This window comes from Pseudomonas sp. MYb193, from assembly GCF_002966775.1.
Taxonomy (GTDB): Bacteria; Pseudomonadota; Gammaproteobacteria; order Pseudomonadales; family Pseudomonadaceae; genus Aquipseudomonas; species Aquipseudomonas paracarnis.
Genome location: NZ_CP023269.1, coordinates 4,434,741 through 4,452,804, shown reverse-complemented (window position 1 = coordinate 4,452,804; position 18,064 = coordinate 4,434,741). Strand labels below are relative to the sequence as shown.

Annotated in this window: 12 protein-coding genes; 5 read left to right on the top strand and 7 right to left on the bottom strand. The window is 60.9% G+C overall.

All coding sequences use genetic code 11. The annotated features are described in order from the left end of the window. Positions 1-55: 55 nt before the first annotated feature. Positions 56-1,075 (top strand): quinone-dependent dihydroorotate dehydrogenase, encoded by a 1,020-nt coding sequence (locus CLM72_RS20230; protein ID WP_072447413.1) that lies wholly within the window; start codon positions 56-58, stop codon positions 1,073-1,075. A gap of 127 nt (positions 1,076-1,202) precedes the next feature. On the opposite strand, the gene rmf is transcribed toward CLM72_RS20230, so the two are convergent. Next, on the bottom strand, positions 1,203-1,418 hold the full coding sequence (gene rmf / locus CLM72_RS20225; protein WP_002553055.1) for a ribosome modulation factor: 216 nt from the start codon (positions 1,416-1,418) through the stop codon (positions 1,203-1,205). 532 nt (positions 1,419-1,950) lie between these two features. Between rmf and rlmKL the strand changes: the two genes are divergently transcribed. Together rlmKL and CLM72_RS20215 are read left to right on the top strand one after the other, a co-directional pair. Beyond that, on the top strand, positions 1,951-4,215 hold the full coding sequence (gene rlmKL / locus CLM72_RS20220; protein WP_034128371.1) for a bifunctional 23S rRNA (guanine(2069)-N(7))-methyltransferase RlmK/23S rRNA (guanine(2445)-N(2))-methyltransferase RlmL: 2,265 nt from the start codon (positions 1,951-1,953) through the stop codon (positions 4,213-4,215). 224 nt (positions 4,216-4,439) lie between these two features. Then, positions 4,440-6,863 (top strand): GGDEF domain-containing protein, encoded by a 2,424-nt coding sequence (locus CLM72_RS20215; RefSeq protein WP_105227776.1) that lies wholly within the window; start codon positions 4,440-4,442, stop codon positions 6,861-6,863. Between the two features lie 568 nt (positions 6,864-7,431). Here CLM72_RS20215 and dacB read toward each other — a convergent pair. Next, positions 7,432-8,892 (bottom strand): D-alanyl-D-alanine carboxypeptidase/D-alanyl-D-alanine-endopeptidase, encoded by a 1,461-nt coding sequence (dacB, locus tag CLM72_RS20205; protein WP_105227774.1) that lies wholly within the window; start codon positions 8,890-8,892, stop codon positions 7,432-7,434. A 236-nt stretch (positions 8,893-9,128) separates the two neighbouring features. On the opposite strand from dacB, the gene CLM72_RS20200 reads away from it, so the two are divergent. Next, positions 9,129-9,473 (top strand): YggL family protein, encoded by a 345-nt coding sequence (locus CLM72_RS20200; RefSeq protein WP_003193255.1) that lies wholly within the window; start codon positions 9,129-9,131, stop codon positions 9,471-9,473. A gap of 37 nt (positions 9,474-9,510) precedes the next feature. On the opposite strand, the gene CLM72_RS20195 is transcribed toward CLM72_RS20200, so the two are convergent. Continuing rightward, the gene (locus CLM72_RS20195; RefSeq protein ID WP_019820510.1) at positions 9,511-10,701 is read right to left on the bottom strand and encodes a benzoate/H(+) symporter BenE family transporter; all 1,191 of its coding nucleotides are present in this window, start codon (positions 10,699-10,701) and stop codon (positions 9,511-9,513) included. Positions 10,702-10,957: 256 nt separating this feature from the next. Here CLM72_RS20195 and CLM72_RS20190 point away from each other — a divergent pair, with 256 nt between their 5' ends. Next, positions 10,958-11,722 (top strand): GntR family transcriptional regulator, encoded by a 765-nt coding sequence (locus CLM72_RS20190; RefSeq protein WP_014719469.1) that lies wholly within the window; start codon positions 10,958-10,960, stop codon positions 11,720-11,722. 147 nt (positions 11,723-11,869) lie between these two features. Here CLM72_RS20190 and guaD read toward each other — a convergent pair whose 3' ends face one another. From guaD to xdhA, 4 genes are all read right to left on the bottom strand, one after another. Continuing rightward, a complete protein-coding gene (gene guaD / locus CLM72_RS20185) occupies positions 11,870-13,174 on the bottom strand; it encodes a guanine deaminase (RefSeq protein WP_105227772.1) in 1,305 nt (434 codons plus the stop codon). 12 nt (positions 13,175-13,186) lie between these two features. Beyond that, complete coding sequence (gene xdhC / locus CLM72_RS20180) at positions 13,187-14,026, bottom strand: xanthine dehydrogenase accessory protein XdhC (RefSeq protein WP_105227770.1); 840 nt, start codon at positions 14,024-14,026, stop codon at positions 13,187-13,189. A gap of 123 nt (positions 14,027-14,149) precedes the next feature. Then, the gene (gene xdhB, locus CLM72_RS20175; RefSeq protein ID WP_105227769.1) at positions 14,150-16,549 is read right to left on the bottom strand and encodes a xanthine dehydrogenase molybdopterin binding subunit; all 2,400 of its coding nucleotides are present in this window, start codon (positions 16,547-16,549) and stop codon (positions 14,150-14,152) included. Next, on the bottom strand, positions 16,542-17,990 hold the full coding sequence (gene xdhA, locus CLM72_RS20170; RefSeq protein WP_105227767.1) for a xanthine dehydrogenase small subunit: 1,449 nt from the start codon (positions 17,988-17,990) through the stop codon (positions 16,542-16,544). The genes xdhB and xdhA overlap by 8 nt, the downstream gene beginning before the upstream one ends. Positions 17,991-18,064: the final 74 nt, after the last annotated feature.

Here is an 18,064-nt window from a genome sequence, read left to right as displayed (position 1 = left end):
CCGCCGCGGCTATAATCACCGCCACCTTTTACCGCCATCCGAGTCTAGCCCGCCCATGTATAACCTGGCCCGCCAGCTGTTGTTCAAACTTTCCCCGGAAACCTCCCACGATCTGTCCCTGGACCTGATCGGTGCTGGTGGCCGCCTGGGGCTCAATGGCCTGGTATGCAAGGCACCGGCGAAAATGCCGGTGTCGGTGATGGGGCTCGACTTCCCCAACCCGGTCGGGCTGGCAGCCGGCCTGGACAAGAACGGCGCCGCCATCGACGGGTTTGCGCAGTTGGGTTTCGGCTTTGTCGAAATCGGCACCGTGACCCCACGGCCGCAACCGGGCAACCCCAAGCCCCGCATTTTCCGCCTGCCGGAAGCGGAGGCGATCATTAATCGCATGGGCTTCAATAACCTCGGCGTCGACCATCTGCTGTCGCGGGTTCAGGCGGCGAAATACACCGGCATCCTGGGTATCAACATCGGCAAGAACTTTGACACCCCTGTGGAACGTGCGGTGGATGACTACCTGATATGCCTGGACAAGGTCTATGCCCACGCCAGCTATGTCACCGTCAACGTCAGCTCGCCCAACACTCCGGGCCTGCGCAGCCTGCAATTTGGCGATTCCCTCAAGCAACTGCTCGAAGCCTTGCGCCAGCGCCAGGAAGACCTGGCCGTGCGTCACGGCAAGCGTGTGCCCCTGGCCATCAAGATCGCGCCGGACATGAGCGATGAAGAAACCGTACTGGTGGCCCAGGCCCTGGTGGATTCAGGGATGGACGCGGTGATTGCAACCAATACCACCCTCAGCCGCGTGGGTGTCGAAGGCCTGGCCCATGGTGACGAGGCGGGCGGCCTGTCGGGCGCGCCAGTGCGTGACAAGAGCACCCATATCGTCAAGGTGCTGGCGGCCGAGTTGGCTGGGCGTTTGCCGATCATCGCGGTGGGCGGTATTACCGAAGGCAAGCACGCGGCCGAGAAGATCGCGGCTGGCGCCAGCCTGGTGCAGTTGTACTCCGGCTTTATCTATAAAGGGCCGGCGTTGATTCGCCAGTCGGTGGATGCCATCGCTGCCTTGCGCTGACAATCTGCTGGGCAATAAAAAGGGCTCCATAAAGGAGCCCCTGGGCCGAAGCCCGCCGCCCGGATGGGGCGCGCGTGGTTAAGTCGTTACTCGTTCAGAGATGTGTGTCGGAATAAAGTGCCCCTGATTAGCCGACGGCGTGAAGTTCGTTGAGTCTGTGGATGCCCGCAGTGCCTGTCATACCGTCCCAGTTGTCGCCGCGTCCTTCTCGCCAGCCGTTGATCCAGGCTTGGCGTACCGACGGTAGAGTAAATGGGCAAAGCTCACGGGATTTTCCATGAACGCCATATTGATATCCGCGTAAAAATGCTCTTTCCAACGGATCACGCTTAAGTCTTCTCATAGGGTGTTTCCCTCACTTGTTGACTGTCTAGATATCCTTCGGCCTTGTCCAAGGCCGGGCAGAGTTTTTCTGCCGTTGGTGGGCTCGCTGCCGGCGTGGCGAGCCGATGTGTCGGCACCGTTACGGCGCCAACCTGTGTTGAGTTCTAACCAATAGGTCACATGTATTCAATGATCGTTTTGTCATAAGCACGTAACGATAACGATGCTATAGCCATAAGCTGGGATGGTTATTCGCCCCTTTTATAGGGCAAAGCCAGCTATGATGTGCCCTGCACAGAGGAAAGGTTTAATCCCTTGGTGAGAATGACCGCCTGTTGCAGTCAGTTATTATTCGACGAAGGGTCGGAATATTTCTTTTTGTTGCACAACATTCTTCTTCTGCCTCGCCAATAAAGGCTCAAGGGCCCGTCAGACGGGGTGGAACGGCACATTCGTGCCACGCGAGCACTCTTCGAGAAAAGTGCTTGATTGAAAACCGAACCGGCGATGCGTCGCCTGTTCACTTATTGCTGAAAAGCCTGGAATGCCCCATGTCGGACCGTTTTGAACTCTTCCTCACCTGCCCCAAGGGCCTCGAAGGCCTGCTGATCGAGGAAGCCGTCGGGCTTGGCCTTGAGGAAGCCCGCGAGCACACCTCGGCCGTGCGCGGCATGGCCGACATGGAAACCGCTTACCGCCTGTGTCTCTGGTCGCGCCTGGCCAACCGTGTGTTGCTGGTGCTCAAGCGCTTCCCGATGAAGGACGCCGAAGATCTTTACCACGGCGTGCTGGACATCGAATGGGCTGACCACATGGTCCCCGACGGTACCCTCGCGGTGGAGTTCAGCGGGCACGGCTCGGGCATCGACAACACCCACTTCGGCGCCCTGAAGGTCAAGGATGCGATCGTCGACAAACTACGCACCCCGACCGGCGAACGTCCGTCCATCGACAAGATCAACCCTGACCTGCGCATTCACCTGCGCCTGGACCGTGGCGAAGCCATCCTGTCCCTGGATCTTTCCGGCCACAGCCTGCACCAGCGCGGCTACCGCCTGCAGCAGGGTGCGGCACCGCTGAAGGAAAACCTGGCGGCGGCGATCCTGATCCGCGCCGGCTGGCCGCGTATTGCGGCCGAAGGCGGCGCGCTGACAGACCCGATGTGCGGTGTGGGTACCTTTTTGGTCGAGGGCGCGATGATCGCCGCCGACATGGCCCCCAACCTCAATCGTGAACTGTGGGGGTTCACCACCTGGCTGGGCCACGTCCCGGCGCTGTGGAAAAAACTGCACGCAGAAGCCACTGAGCGCGCCGCTATCGGCATGAACAAGCCGCCGTTGTGGGTGCGTGGCTATGAAGCCGACCCACGCTTGATCCAGCCTGCTCGCAATAACATCGAGCGCGCCGGGCTGAGCCATTGGATCAAGGTGTACCAAGGCGAAGTCGGTACTTTCGAGCCGCGCCCGGACCAGAACCAGAAAGGCCTGGTCATCTGCAACCCACCTTACGGCGAGCGCCTGGGTGATGAAGCCAGCCTGTTGTACCTCTACCAGAACCTCGGCGAGCGCCTGCGCCAGGCCTGCATGGGCTGGGAAGCGGCGGTGTTTACCGGCGCGCCGGACCTGGGCAAGCGCATGGGTATCCGTAGCCACAAACAGTATTCGTTCTGGAACGGCGCATTGCCGTGCAAGTTGCTGCTGATCAAGGTCAACCCGGATCAGTTCGTCACGGGCGAGCGCCGCACTCCTGAACAGCGTCAGGCCGAACGTGAGCAAGCGGCCTACGACCAGGCCCCGAGCGAGCCGGCAGAGCGTCAGTACAACAAGAACGGCAATCCGATCAAGCCCGCCCCGGCCCCCGTGGTGGAACAGGCGCGCTTGAGCGAAGGCGGGCAGATGTTCGCCAACCGCCTGCAGAAGAACCTCAAGCTGTTGGGCAAATGGGCCAAGCGCGAAGGGGTGGATTGCTACCGTGTGTATGACGCCGACATGCCTGAATACTCCATGGCCATCGACCTGTACCACGATTGGGTGCACGTACAGGAATACGCCGCGCCTAAATCCATCGACCCGGAAAAAGCCTCGGCCCGCATGTTCGATGCCCTGGCGGCAATTCCCCAGGCACTGAACGTCGACAAGAGCCGTGTGGTGGTCAAGCGTCGTGAGCGTCAGAGCGGCACCAAGCAATACGAGCGTCAGAGTGCCCAAGGCAAATTCACCGAGGTCAGTGAAGGCGGGGTTAAGTTGCTGGTCAACCTCACCGATTACCTGGACACCGGCCTGTTTCTCGACCATCGCCCGATGCGCATGCGCATCCAGAAGGAAGCGGCGGGCAAGCGCTTCCTCAATCTGTATTGCTACACCGCCACAGCCAGTGTGCATGCTGCCAAGGGCGGCGCGCGCAGTACCACCAGCGTCGACTTGTCCAAGACCTACCTGGACTGGGCGCGTCGCAATTTCTCCCTCAACGGCTTCTCCGACAAGAACCGCCTGGAGCAGGGTGACGTGATGGCGTGGCTGGAAGCGAGCCGCGATGAATTCGACATGATTTTCATCGACCCGCCGACCTTCTCCAACTCCAAGCGCATGGAAGGCATCTTCGACGTGCAGCGTGACCATGTGCAGTTGCTCGACCTGGCCATGGCGCGCCTGGCGCCGGGTGGCGTGCTGTACTTCTCCAACAACTTCCGCAAGTTCCAGCTGGAAGACAACCTCAGCGAACGCTATGCGGTCGAGGAGATCAGCGACAAGACCATCGACCCGGATTTTGCGCGCAATGCCAAGATCCACCGCGCCTGGAAAATCACCGCACGCTGATTTTTCCCTGTAGGAGCGAGCTTCTGTGGCGAGGGAGCTTGCTCCCGCTGGGCTGCGCAGCGGCCCCGGAAGCTTGTGGGCGCTTCGCACCCGAGCGGGAGCAAACTCCCTCGCCACAATAAGCCCTTTGACGGTTTTGCGCTGGTCAAACCCATGACCGATGGCTATAACTTAAGCCCTAGCCAAAGTGACACCCCCGCACACTGGCGCTGTGAGTGTTGCCTATGCCGATGCAAGTCGTTCGCCCGAAAATCCTTGGTTTTATCAGTGAGCAGGCATCGGCTTGGCTGGTGGCATTGGTGGTGTTAGTGGTTGGTAGCGCGCTGACGGTGGTCGTCGCGTGGGCGGCGTCCGACCTGTATCAGCAACAGGTGCGCCAGCGGTTCCAGTTGCTGGTCAACGAGCGCTACAGCCGCATCCAGGAACGTTTTGAAGACCAGGAACAACGCCTGGGCAGCCTGCAGCGTTTCTTCGTCAATTCCGGCGAGGTGTCCCGCACCGAGTTCGACGGTTTCGCCAAACCGCTGTTGTTGCATGCCCGTGCTTATGCCTGGGCACCACGGATATTTCGCACGCAGCGCAGCCTGTTTGAACAGGATATTTCTCGCCAGCGTGGCATTCCCTTCAGTATCCGCGAACTGAATACCTCCGGTGAATTGGCGCCAGCGGCCGAGCGCGATGAATACGTACCGGTGCTGTACAGCCAGACGCAAAGTTTGCTGGGCTCGCCGCTGGGCTTTGATCTGCTGGCGCAGCCCCTGCGCCGTGCAGCGCTGGAGCGTGCGCAACAAAGCGGCCAGTTGGCGGTGTCACAGCCCATGCAATTGGTGGGGGTGGAGCCCGCTTATGCGGCAGGCGTGTTATTGGTGGCGCCCGTGAGCAAAGTCGCGGGGGCCGAGCCTTATGGTTTTGTGATGGCGGTGATCAGCATGCGCCAGCTGGTGGCCGAGGGGTTGCCCAGGCCCAACCGTGACAATTTGGTGATGCAGATCGTAGACACCTCCGACACCCAGCAACGGGTGTTGTATGCGTCCAGTAACGCCTTGGGCAGCAGTGGCTTGACGGCTGCACGCCGCCTCTCCCTGGGCGATCATGTCTACGCTCTTAGCCTGAGCGCCAGCGAGGTGTTCGACAGGGCCAACCATTCTTCGATGCACGCCATTCTGGCGATGGGCGTGTTGCTCAGCGCCTTGCTCAGTGCGCTGCTTTACATGTTGGTCAGCCAGCGCCAGCGCGCACTGAAATTGGTGGAGCAACGCACCGTTCAATTACGTGCCCGTGAGCAGGAGTTGCGTGGCGCCCATGGGCAACTGCGCAGCGTGTTGAATGCGGCAACTCAAGTGGCGATCATTGCCACTGACCTGCGCGGTGTGATCAACACCTTCAATGCCGGTGCCGAACAGATGTTGGGCTTCAAGACCGAGGAGGTGCTGGGGCATATGACCTTGGACCGTTTGCATGTGGCCGTGGAACTCGACGCCCGCGCTGAGCCGTTGAGCAGGGCGCTGGGCAAGCGCATTCCGGCGAGCCAGGCGATGCTGGTGGAGAGCCCGGACAGTCAACATGAAGGACGTGAGTGGACGCTGGTGCGCAAGGATGGCAGCCAGTTGACGGTCAACATGTTGCCGACCGTGCTCTTGGATGACCATGGCCTGTGGGTCGGACACCTGGCGATTTACCTGGATGTCACCGAGCAAAAGCGCGCCTATGAGGCCCTTGCCGTCCGCGACCGCCTGCTGAAAAAACTCAGCGCCCATGTGCCTGGTGGCATCTTCCAGTTCACCCTGGAGCCCCAGGACAACGGGCGTTTCATCTATGCCAGCGAAGGCATGCGCGATATCTATGAAATCGAGCTGGGCATGCTGCAGAAGGATGCGCGCACGGTGCTGGAGCGCATTCACCCTTTGGATCTGGAGCGAGTGCGTGCGTCGATACGCCTTTCTGCGTTGCAACTGAGCCATTGGCGAGAAGAGTACCGCGTGCAATTACCCCAGCGAGGCCTGCGCTGGATTCGCGGCGAAGCGACGCCGGAAGAGTTGCCGGGAGGCGGTACGCTTTGGCACGGTTATGTATCGGATATTTCTGACCTCAAACGGGTCGAGGAAGAACTGCGCGCGCTGTCCATCACCGACTCCCTGACAGGGATCTATAACCGGCGCTATTTCCAGGATCGTCTCAAGGGCGAAATGCTTCGGCTCAACCGTATATCTGGCGCGCTGTCGTTGATCATGCTCGATATCGACCACTTCAAGCGCATCAACGATCAGCACGGCCATGCCGTGGGCGACAGCGTGTTGCAGGAGTTGTGCAAGCGTATCGGCCAACGCTTGCGCCGCACCGATGTGTTTTGCCGGATCGGCGGGGAAGAGTTCGTGGTGCTGTGCCCCAACACCGACGGCGCTCAGGCCTACAGCCTGGCGATACAGTTGTGGCAGTCGTTGCGCGATGCGGCGATGGAACCGGTGGGGGTGGTTACCGCCAGCTTCGGCGTGGCCAGTTGGCGGATCGACGAAGGCATCGATGGGTTGCTGCTGCGCGCTGATTCGGCGGTGTACGTGGCCAAGCAGGCGGGCAGGGATCGGGTGCAGGTATGTGGGAGCGGGCTTGCCCGCGAAGGCGGTGTGTCAGTTGTCGAAGATATCGACTGAACACCCGCTATCGCGGCATAGGTATCTACATAACTCTGTTAGCTCAACGGTAACCACGATGCGAAGCGAGCCGCTCTTGATCTTGATCTGCTTTTGATCTTAGGCGCCCCGTTAAACCACGCTGGCCGGAATTCGACAGGGATTTGGGGGGTAAACCGGCAGGGATGCCGGTTTAGCCGCCCCGCGCCATGGATGGCGCGTGGCGGCGGCCCCCCAAATCACTGGCGGATTACGGGCACACCGAGCCTAAGCGAGGTGCCGAGTGGTGGGGCAAGAGCGCTTTGCTTACTTTCGCGCTTTTCGAAAGTGAGCCGCCGTCAGGGCGGAACCCTAAGTGGCCGTTACCGCAGGAATGGATATGTACACGGTCCAACTGTGTTGACTGTCAGGCCGTCTTCGCAGGCAAGCCAGCTCCCACATTGGATCGCAGGGCATCAGTTATATCTGTGTCGGCTGCCAGGCCGTCACGGGAGCAAGCTCCCTCGCCACAGATTTAGCGTCGTGCCGAAGTTGTGTAGATACCTATGGCTATCGCGGGCAAGCCCGCTCCCACAGGGTAATGGAGTGCTTAGAGGACCGGCGCGGCCGCAACGACCTTCGGCTGGCGATACAGGTCCAGCAGCACCTGATCCAATACCGACGAGGCTCCCCAAGGCTTGGAGTCGTTGAGAATAGCCACCACCGCCCAGGTATTGCCATTGTTGTCGCGGCTGTAACCGGCAATGGCGCGTACGGTGTTCAAGGTGCCGGTCTTTACGTGGGCTTCGCCGCGCAGGGCGGTGGTTTTCAGGCGTTTACGCATGGTGCCGTCGGTGCCGGCGATCGGCATCGAGCTGATGTACTCCGCCGCATAAGGACTTTTCCACGCCGCTTGCAGCATGGCCGCCATTTCGCGGGCGCTGACCCGTTCGGCGCGGGACAGGCCGGAGCCGTTTTCCATCACCAAGTGCGGCGCGGTGATGCCTTTCTTGGCCAGCCACTGGCGCACGACGCGTTGCGCGGCCTTGGCATCGTCGCCATCGGCATCGTTGCGAAACTGCGCACCCAGGCTCAGGAACAACTGCTGGGCCATGGTGTTGTTACTGTATTTGTTGATGTCGCGGATGATTTCCGCCAGGTCCGGCGAGAAGGCGCGCGCCAGCACCTTGGCATCCTTGGGCACCGGAGCCTGGATATCACGGCCCTGGATGGTACCGCCCAGCTCCTTCCAGATCGCCCGCACGGCGCCTGCGGTGTAGGTGGCGTGGTCGAGCAGCGACAGGTAAGTCTGCGAGCTGCAGCCATCACCCAGTTGGCCGCTGACGGTCACGGTCACGCTGCCGTCGGCGGCGGTCACCGGGCTGTAGCGCACGTCACCGGTACACTGCTTGGCGTTGGTGACTTTCACCTGGTTGTCGATGCGAATGCTGGCAATCGGCGGCTCGACCGATACAATCACCCGCCCCGAATCATTGCGGGTCACGAAGCGCAGGGCCTTTAGGTTGACCAGCAAGGCGTCGGGCTTGACCAGGAACGGCTTGTTCTCATCGTTGCCGTCGTCGTTGAACTCGGGTAATTGCGGCTGGTTGAAGAAGTTACGGTCTAGCACCAGATCGCCGGTGACTTGCTGAACGCCATTGGCGCGCAGGTCGCGCATCAGCAGCCAGAGCTTTTCCATGTTCAGCTTGGGGTCGCCGCCGCCCTTGAGGTACAGGTTGCCGCGCAATACGCCGCCGCTGAGGGCGCCATCGGTGTAGAACTCGGTCTTCCACTGATGGTTGGGGCCGAGCATTTCCAGGGCCGCATAAGTGGTGACCAGCTTCATGGTGGAAGCCGGGTTAACCGAGACGTCGGCGTTGAAAACCGTAGGGGTACCAGGGCCGTTCAGGGGCAGCATCACCAGGGACAGCGCGGTATTTTGCAGCTTGGCTTTCTGCAAGGCCTGCGCAACGCTGGGTGGCAGGGTGTTATTGACGGGAGCAGCGGAAACGGAAAAGGCCAGGGGCAAGACAACACTGGCAAGTAACACTGAACGCAAAGATTTGATCATAAGAAATAAAACCCTACTGCTGAGGAGGGTGAAAAAGGCGAGGGGTACGGAAGAAAATCCCTCATTGGTCACGAAAGTGTCGGCATTATGCCCCAAGCTGGCGCTGCTTGTAGCTGAACGATAGCCGCTAATTGCGGTTTTTTTGCGCGCATTTGCCCGTCGGTCCCAGAGAGTCGGGCAATTGCCGCCTTAAACTGCTAAAGTGCCGCCCGTTAATACTTATGAGGATTGTTCCAATGGCGACTAACCGTTCCCAGCGTCTGCGCAAAAAACTGTGCGTTGATGAATTTCAAGAGCTGGGTTTCGAACTGAACCTGGACTTCAACGAAGGCCTGAGTGAAGAAGCTATCGACGCTTTCCTCGAAGCATTCATCAAAGAAGCCATGGAAGCCAATGGCCTGGGCTATGTCGGCGGCGATGACTATGGTCTGGTTTGCCTGCAAAAGCGTGGCTCGGTCTCCGAAGAGCAGCGTGCTGCGGTCGAAGCCTGGCTGAAAACCCGTTCCGAGCTGACCAAGGCTGAAGTCAGCCCGTTGCTGGACGTGTGGTATCCGGAAAAGCCGATCAACGCGGCTAAGTGATACTAAAAAAAACGGCGACCTGAGGGTCGCCGTTTTTTTATGCCTTGCGCCAATTCAGAATCAGCAGCGTCAACACCCCCGCCACAATCCCCCAGAACGCCGAACCGATGGAAAACAACGTCAAGCCTGACGCCGTGACCATAAAGGTAATCAGCGCCGCTTCCCGTTCCTTCGGCTCATTCATGGCGATGCTCAAGCCATTGATGATCGAGCCAAACAGCGCCAACGCCGCAATCGACAGCACCAGTTCCTTGGGCAGGGCTGCGAACAGTGCTGCCAGCGTGGCGCCGAATACCCCGGCAATCCCATAGAACACCCCACACCACACCGCAGCGGTGTAGCGCTTGTTGCGGTCTTCATGGGCGTGCGGCCCGGTGCAGATTGCGGCGCTGATCGCCGCCAGGTTGATGCCGTGGGAGCCGAACGGTGCCAGCACCAATGACGCCAGGCCGGTGGTGGTGATCAATGGTGACGCCGGCACGGTGTAGCCGTCGGCCCGCAGCACGGCTACGCCGGGCATGTTCTGCGAGGTCATGGCCACCACGAACAGCGGGATGCCGATGCTGATGGTCGCCGCCAGCGAGAAGTGCGGCGTGGTCCACACAGGCGTCGCCACCTCCAGATGAAAGCCGCTGAAGTCCAGCAGCCCCATCAGCCCTGACAAGGCGGTGCCGATGAGCAGGGCGGCCAGCACGGCATAGCGCGGCGACAGACGCTTGATGATCAGGTAGGTGAAGAACATCCCCAGCACCAGCCCGGTACGGTGCTGGGCGGCGACGAAAATTTCGCTGCCGATCTTGAACAGAATCCCGGCCAGCAGCGCCGCCGCCAATGACGCCGGAATCCGCTTGACCAGCTTCTCAAAGCTGCCGGTCAACCCGCAGAGCGTCACCAATACAGCGCAGGTGATGTAAGCACCGATGGCCTCGCCATAGCTCACCCCGCCCAGGCTTGTGATCAGCAGCGCCGCGCCAGGGGTGGACCAGGCGATGGTGATTGGTGTGCGATAGCGCAGGGACAGGCCGATGCTGCACACTGCCATGCCGATGGAAATCGCCCAGATCCACGAAGAAATCTGCGCCGTGGTCAAGCCGGCGGCCTGGCCGGCCTGGAACATCAGCACCAGGGAGCTGGTATAGCCGGTCATCATGGCGATAAAGCCGGCGACGACGGCCGACGCAGAAGTGTCGGCCAGCGGGCGCAAGGGCGCTTGGGTGGCGTCGGTCATGGAGCGATGATCCTTGTGTCAGGCTTTCCTGTAGGAGCGAGCAAGCTCGCTCCTACAAAGAGGGCGTGGGAAATCGTGGAATCAAGCCTAAACTCAAACGTAACGAGTCATTGCAATACAGCCGAGGCCGCAAACAGCCGTACAGTGTGTTGGCGCAGTGGGTTGTGTACAATGTGCGCTGTTTTTAGGTGATACTTGCCAGCGACACGCTGTTGCCGTATTACCGTTAATTCGCCGTTCTCAAACCCGAGTGCCCATGAACGAACAGTTGCAACCTCTCAAGAAACAACCGCGAGCCGGCAAGGCCGGTCGCAGCGGAACCCAGGACGATATCGTCTATGCGCATATCTTCGAGGCGATCCTTGAACAACGCCTGGCGCCCGGAACCAAATTGAGTGAAGAGGCACTGGGCGAGATCTTCGGCGTGAGCCGCACCATCATTCGCCGCGCGCTGTCGCGCCTGGCCCATGAAAGCGTGGTACTGCTGCGGCCCAATCGCGGTGCGGTGGTTGCCAGCCCAAGCGTCGAAGAAGCGCGTCAGGTGTTCATGGCCCGGCGCCTGGTGGAGCGGGCGATCACGGAGTTGGCGGTGCAGCACGCCACGGCCGAGCAGTTGGCCGAGTTGCGCCAGATGGTCAACGACGAGCGCGACAGCTTCTCGCGCGGTGACCGTGGCGCCGGTATCCGTCTCTCTGGCGAATTCCATTTGAAGCTGGCCGAAGCCGCGAAGAACGCGCCGCTGATCAGCTTCCAGCGCAGCCTGGTGTCCCAGACGTCATTGATCATCGCCCAGTACGAAAGCGGCAACCGCTCGCACTGTTCCTACGATGAGCACACCCAGTTGATCGACGCGATCGAAGCCCGGGATGCGACGTTGGCGGTGAACTTGATGATGCATCACATGGATCACATCGACAGCAAGCTCAACCTCGATGAAGAGAGTGCGTCGGATGATTTGCATGCGGTGTTTTCGCATCTTTTACAGACTAAAAAACCTGGGCGCTCGTCTGTAAAGTTGTAAACCCAATCAAATGTGGGAGCAGGCTTGTGTGGGGGGCTTGCCCGCGATGCAGGCGCCGCGGTGTATCAGTTACACCGCGGTGATGCTATCGCAGGCAAGCCAGCTCCCACACAAGCCTGCTCCCACATTTGTTGTATGTAGCTTGAATCAGCGCTGGTGCACCAGTTGCCCGGCTGCATAGGTTTGCAACACCGTCCGGTCATCCCCCAACGTCATCAGCACAAACAACGTCTCGGCAATGTTATTGGCCTGTTTCAGGCGATAGCTCAGCAGCGGCGTGGCGTTGTAATCCAATACCAGGAAGTCTGCATCGGTACCCGGCTGCAACGTGCCGATCTTGTCTTCCAGGCGCAGCGCTCGAGCGCCGCCCAGGGTCGCCAGGTACAGCGACTTGAACGGGTTCAAGCGCGCACCTTGCAGCTGCATGACCTTGTACGCTTCGTTCAGGGTTTGCAGCAGCGAGAAGCTGGTGCCGCCACCCACGTCGGTGCCCAGGCCCACGTTCAAGTTGTGTTTCTCGGCCATCGGCAGGTTGAACAACCCACTCCCGAGGAAGAAGTTCGAAGTCGGGCAGAACGCCACCGCCGAACCAGTCTCTGCCAGCCGTGCGCATTCGTCGTCGCACAGGTGTACGCCGTGGGCAAACACCGAGCGCTCGCCGAGCAGCTTGTAATGGTCGTAGACATCCAGGTAGCCGTTGCGCTCCGGAAACAGCTCATTGACCCACTCGATTTCCTGCTTGTTCTCGCTGATGTGGGTCTGCATGTACAGGTCTGGGTACTCGCCCAGCAACTGACCGGCCAGCGTCAGTTGCTCCGGCGTGCTCGTAGGGGCGAAGCGTGGCGTCACCGCGTAATGCAGGCGCCCCTTGCCGTGCCAGCGTTCGATCAGCGCCTTGCTTTCCTGATAGCCGGATTCGGCGGTGTCGGTGAGGTAGTCCGGCGCGTTGCGGTCCATCATCACCTTGCCGGCGATCATGCGCAGGTCGAGTTTCTCGGCCGCTTCAAAGAATGCATTCACCGATTGCGGGTGCACGCTGCCGAACACCAGCGCCGTGGTGGTGCCGTTGCGCAGCAGTTCCTTGATGAAGATATCGGCGACTTCTTCGGCGTGAGCCTTGTCGGCAAACTGGCTTTCACAGGGGAAGGTGTAGGTGTTGAGCCAGTCCAGCAACTGCTCGCCATAGGCGCCGACCATACCGGTCTGCGGCAGGTGGATATGGGTGTCGATCAAGCCAGGGGTGATCAGCGCGTCCTGGTAATGGGTGATGTCGATATCGGCGGGCAGGCTCGGCAGCAGGTCGCTGGCGTGCCCAAGGGCACTGATCTGGCCGTTGTCGATCACCAGCAGGCCGTCCTCGAAATATTCATAGGAGGCTTCGACCCCCACGATGGCAGGGTCGGCGATGCTGTGCAGGATGGCGGCACGGTAGGCTTTGCGAGTCAAAGGCATGATCGTCTCAATTCAGATAGCGTGGCTGCGGCGCGAAGCCGGCAGCAGTTTGGCAATAGGTTCGGCGCCGGCAAGGTGCTGGCCGAAATTGGCGTTATAGGTGGCGATGATTTCGCCGGCGATGGAGATGGCGATCTCCACCGGAAGCTTGCCCTTGACCTCGGGGAGGCCCATGGGGCAACGCATGCGTTGCAACTGCGCGGCGTCAAAGCCGCGATCACGCAGGCGGTGTTCGAATTTGACCCGCTTGGTTTTCGAGCCGATCAGGCCGAAGTACGCGAAGTCGTTGCGCTTGAGCAGGGCGGCGGTCAGTTCCAGGTCCAGCGCGTGGTTGTGGGTCATGACGATGCAGTAGCTGCCTGCAGGCAGGTCGGCAATTTCGTCGACCGGCTCTTCGCTGACGATTTTACGCACGCCTTGGGGGATGTGCTGCGGGAATTCCTGCTCGCGGGAATCGATCCAGCGCACCCGGCAGGGCAGACTCGCCAGCAATGGCACCAACGCACGGCCGACGTGGCCGGCGCCAAACACGGCGATGTGCGCTTGCGCCTGGCCCATGGGTTCGAACAGCAGCACGGTCACGCCGCCGCAGCACTGGCCCAGGCTGGCGCCGAGGCTGAAGCGCTCCAGATGGGTGTTCTGCTGCCCGCGCACCAGCATGTCCCGGGCGATCTGCATCGCCTTGTATTCCAGGTGCCCGCCGCCGATGGTGTCGAAGGCGTGCGCGGCGCTGATGACCATCTTGGAACCGGCGTTGCGCGGGGTTGAGCCGAGTTCTTCGATGATGGTGACGAGCACGCAGGGTTCGCCCTGGTTTTGCAGGGTGGCGAGGGCGCTGATCCAGTTGTCCATGTCTACCTCAACATTTCTGCTGTTAGTTCGGCCGCTATCGCAGGCAAGCCAGCTCCCACATTTGATCGGGTTAGCACCTCAAAATGTGGGAGCCGGGCTTGCCCGCGATGGCAGCGCCTGGGTCTAGAGCGAAGCCAATTCAGTGTCAGCCTCGACAGCCTTCGCCGCCCGCAACTGCCGCATCTGTTCACACCCCCACAACACCCGCTCGGGCGTGGCCGGCGCATCGATCCTGGGCTGCTGGCGATAGTCAGCCAAGCTCGCCACCGCATCCTTGATTGCACACCACGAAGCAATCCCGAGCATGAACGGCGGCTCGCCCACGGCCTTGGAATGGAACACCGTGTCCTCCGGGTTCTTGCGGTTCTCTACCAGCTTCACCCGCAAGTCCAGCGGCATGTCGGCCACTGCCGGGATCTTGTAGCTCGCCGGGCCGTTGGTCATCAGCTTGCCCTTGTTGTTCCACACCAGCTCTTCCATGGTCAGCCAGCCCATGCCCTGGATGAAGCCGCCTTCCACCTGGCCGATGTCGATGGCCGGGTTCAGCGAAGCGCCGACGTCATGCAGGATGTCGGTGCGCAGCATTTTGTATTCACCGGTCAGAGTGTCGACGATCACTTCGCAGCAAGCCGCCCCGAAGGCGTAGTAGTAGAACGGTCGCCCGCGTGACTGGCTGCGGTCGTAGAAAATTTTCGGGGTTTTGTAGAAACCTGTGCTGGAGAGCGATACCTGGGCGAAATACGCCTGCTGGATCAACGCCTCGAAGCTCAGGATCTGCTCGCGCACGCGCACATGGCCGTTGCGAAACTCCACGTCCGCCTCGCTTACGTCGTACTTGCGCGCCGCAAACTCCACCAGGCGCTGCTTGATGGTTTCGGCCGCATTCTGCGCGGCCTTGCCGTTCAGGTCGGCGCCGCTGGAGGCAGCGGTGGGCGAGGTGTTGGGTACCTTGTCGGTGTTGGTGGCGGTGATCTGGACGCGGTCGATTTCTACCTGGAATACCTCGGCCACGACTTGCGCGACCTTGGTATTCAAGCCCTGGCCCATCTCGGTGCCGCCGTGGTTCAGGTGGATGCTGCCATCGGTGTAGATATGGATCAGCGCGCCGGCCTGGTTGAGGAAGCTGGCGGTGAACGAAATACCGAATTTCACCGGGGTCAGCGCCAGGCCTTTTTTCAGGATCGGGCTGTGGGCGTTGTAGAGGCGGATTGCTTCGCGGCGCTCGGCATATTGGCTGCTGGCTTCCAGTTCGGCGGTCATTTCTTCGAGCATGTTGTGCTCGACGGTCTGGTAGTAGTGGGTGACGTTGCGCTCGGTCTTGCCGTAGTAGTTGGCCTTGCGCACCGCCAGCGGGTCTTGGCCCAGATGGCGCGCGATGGCGTCCATTACCTCTTCGATGGCGACCATGCCTTGGGGGCCGCCGAAGCCGCGATAGGCGGTGTTGGAGGCCGTGTTGGTCTTGCAGCGATGGCCATTGACCGTGGCGTCGCCCAGGTAATACGAGTTGTCGGCGTGGAACATGGCGCGGTCGACAATCGAGTTGGACAGGTCCGGCGAACAACCGCAGTTACCCGCCAGTTCCAGGTTGATGCCGTGCAGTCGGCCGTTGTCGTCAAACCCCACGTCGTATTCGATATAGAAGGGGTGGCGCTTGCCGGTCATCAACATGTCTTCGACCCGTGGCAGGCGCATCTTGGTCGGCTGGCCAGTGAGGCGCGCCACCACGGCGCACAGGCACGCCGGGCTGGCGGCCTGGGTTTCCTTGCCGCCAAAGCCACCGCCCATGCGGCGCATGTCGACCACGATCTTGTTCATCGACACATCCAGCACTTCGGCCACCAGCTTCTGCACTTCGGTGGGGTTTTGCGTGGAACAGTAGACGATCATGCCGCCGTCTTCGGTGGGCATCACCGAAGAAATCTGGGTTTCCAGATAAAAGTGTTCCTGGCCACCGATATGCAAAGTGCCCTGGATACGGTGCTTGGCGCTTGCCAGCGCAGTGGCCGAATCGCCGCGCTGGTGGGTGTGGCTGTCGAGCACGAAGTGCTTGTTGCGAAACGCCTCGACCACATCCAGCACCGGTTCCAGGTCTTCATATTCGATCACCGCCGCCATCGCCGCCTTGCGTGCGGTCTCCAGGTCGCGGGCGGCCACGGCCAGTACCACCTGGCCGACGAACTGCACGGTGTCGATGGCCAGCAGCGGGTCGCCGGGCATCAACGGGCCAATGTCTTTCAGGCCCGGTACGTCTTCATGGGTGATGGCAATGCGTACGCCGTCGAAGGCGTAGCAGGGCGCGGTGTCGATGCTGATGATCCGGGCATGGGCGCGGTCGGACATGCGCGCATACAGGTGCAACTGGTTGGGAAATTCCAGGCGGTCGTCGATGTACTGCGCTTCACCGCTGACGTGCTTGGCGGCGCTGTCATGCTTGACGCTGCGACCTACCCCGGTGGTGAGGTCCTGGGCAAAGAGTGCGGCAAGTTCGGCCTGGGTTTTTACCACGGCGTGATGGTTAGACATAAGCGGTCACCCGAGTCTCGATGTGCGGCGTTTGCAGTTCGATGAAGTATTTGCGCAGCAGGTTCTGCGCGCTGAGCAGGCGGTATTCCTTGCTGGCGCGGAAGTCCGACAGTGGGGTGAAGTCCTGTGCCAGGGCGGCGCAGGCTTTCTCGACCGTGGCCAAGTTCCAGATGGCGCCCACCAACGCGGCCTCGCAATTTTTTGCGCGTTTTGGTGTGGCGGCCATGCCTCCGAAGGCAACGCGAGCCGCGCTGATCACACCGTTGTCGATGTTCAGGTTGAACGCCGCGCACACCGCGGAAATATCGTCGTCCAGGCGCTTGGACACCTTGTAGGCCCGGAACAGCGTGTGGCCCTTGGGCACGATGATGGTCTCGATGAACTCGCTGTCCTGGCGCGCGGTGACGCGGTAGTCGATGAAATAGTCTTCCAGCGCCAGGGTGCGGCGGGTGTTGCCTTTGCACAGTACGATCTGCGCGCCCAGGGCAATCAGCAGCGGCGGCGAATCACCAATGGGCGAAGCGTTGCCGATATTGCCGCCCAGGGTGCCCTGGTTACGAATTTGCAGGGAGGCGAAGCGGTGCAGCAGTTCGCCGAAGTCCGGGTATTCGTGGTGCAGCGCGGCGTAGCAGTCGGAGAGGGCGGTGGCCGCGCCGATTTCCAGGCGGTCGTCGAACTGCTCGATGCGCTTCATGGCTTCAATGTTGCCGACGTAGATCATCACCGGCAGGGTGCGGTGGAACTGGGTGACCTCCAGCGCCAGGTCAGTGCCGCCGGCCAGCAGGCGGGCCTGCGGGTAGGCGTCATAGAGGTCGGCCAGGTCGGCGACGGTCAGTGGCACCAGGCAGCGCTTGTCACCGCTGTTGAGTTCACCGGTTTGCGTCGGCGCGATGGCCTTGAGGCGGGCGATGGTTTCAGCCTGGCGGCTGTCGAATTGATCCTGGGGCTTGTTGCAGCAGGCCTGTTCGGCGGCGGCGAGGATCGGGCGATAACCGGTGCAACGACACAGGTTGCCGGCCAGGGCTTCATGGGCTTTCTGGCTGTCGGGGGCATCGCTGTTCTTTTGCAGGGCAAACAGCGACATCACGAAACCTGGGGTACAAAAGCCACACTGCGAACCGTGGCACTCGACCATGGCCTGTTGCACGCTGTGCAGTTGGCCCTGATGCTTGAGGTCTTCGACGCTGATCAGTTGTTTGCCGTGCAGTGACGACACGAACGTCAGGCAGGAATTGAGGCTGCGATAACGAATCTGCTCGACGCCTTGCTCGTCGGTGTGCAACTCGCCGACCACCACGGTGCACGCGCCACAGTCGCCGCTGGCGCAGCCTTCCTTGGTACCGGATTTGCCCACATGCTCGCGCAGATAGTTGAGCACGGTCAGGTTGGGGTCCAGGGCGTGCTCGCTACGGAGTTCCTGGTTAAGTAAAAACTGGATCACGGAAGGCCTCGCAGACTCATTATTGTTGTTAACCGCTTTGCGCCGAATCTAGTCATGTCTGACTTTTCGGTCAA

Bases quoted from the DNA above. Each gene is read 5' to 3' on its own strand.
- CLM72_RS20230 (WP_072447413.1), top strand. From the start codon at position 56: ATGTATAACCTGGCCCGCCAGCTGTTGTTCAAACTTTCCCCGGAAACC.
- rmf (WP_002553055.1), bottom strand. From the start codon at position 1,418: ATGAGAAGACTTAAGCGTGATCCGTTGGAAAGAGCATTTTTACGCGGA.
- rlmKL (WP_034128371.1), top strand. From the start codon at position 1,951: ATGTCGGACCGTTTTGAACTCTTCCTCACCTGCCCCAAGGGCCTCGAA.
- CLM72_RS20215 (WP_105227776.1), top strand. From the start codon at position 4,440: ATGCCGATGCAAGTCGTTCGCCCGAAAATCCTTGGTTTTATCAGTGAG.
- dacB (WP_105227774.1), bottom strand. From the start codon at position 8,892: ATGATCAAATCTTTGCGTTCAGTGTTACTTGCCAGTGTTGTCTTGCCC.
- CLM72_RS20200 (WP_003193255.1), top strand. From the start codon at position 9,129: ATGGCGACTAACCGTTCCCAGCGTCTGCGCAAAAAACTGTGCGTTGAT.
- CLM72_RS20195 (WP_019820510.1), bottom strand. From the start codon at position 10,701: ATGACCGACGCCACCCAAGCGCCCTTGCGCCCGCTGGCCGACACTTCT.
- CLM72_RS20190 (WP_014719469.1), top strand. From the start codon at position 10,958: ATGAACGAACAGTTGCAACCTCTCAAGAAACAACCGCGAGCCGGCAAG.
- guaD (WP_105227772.1), bottom strand. From the start codon at position 13,174: ATGCCTTTGACTCGCAAAGCCTACCGTGCCGCCATCCTGCACAGCATC.
- xdhC (WP_105227770.1), bottom strand. From the start codon at position 14,026: ATGGACAACTGGATCAGCGCCCTCGCCACCCTGCAAAACCAGGGCGAA.
- xdhB (WP_105227769.1), bottom strand. From the start codon at position 16,549: ATGTCTAACCATCACGCCGTGGTAAAAACCCAGGCCGAACTTGCCGCA.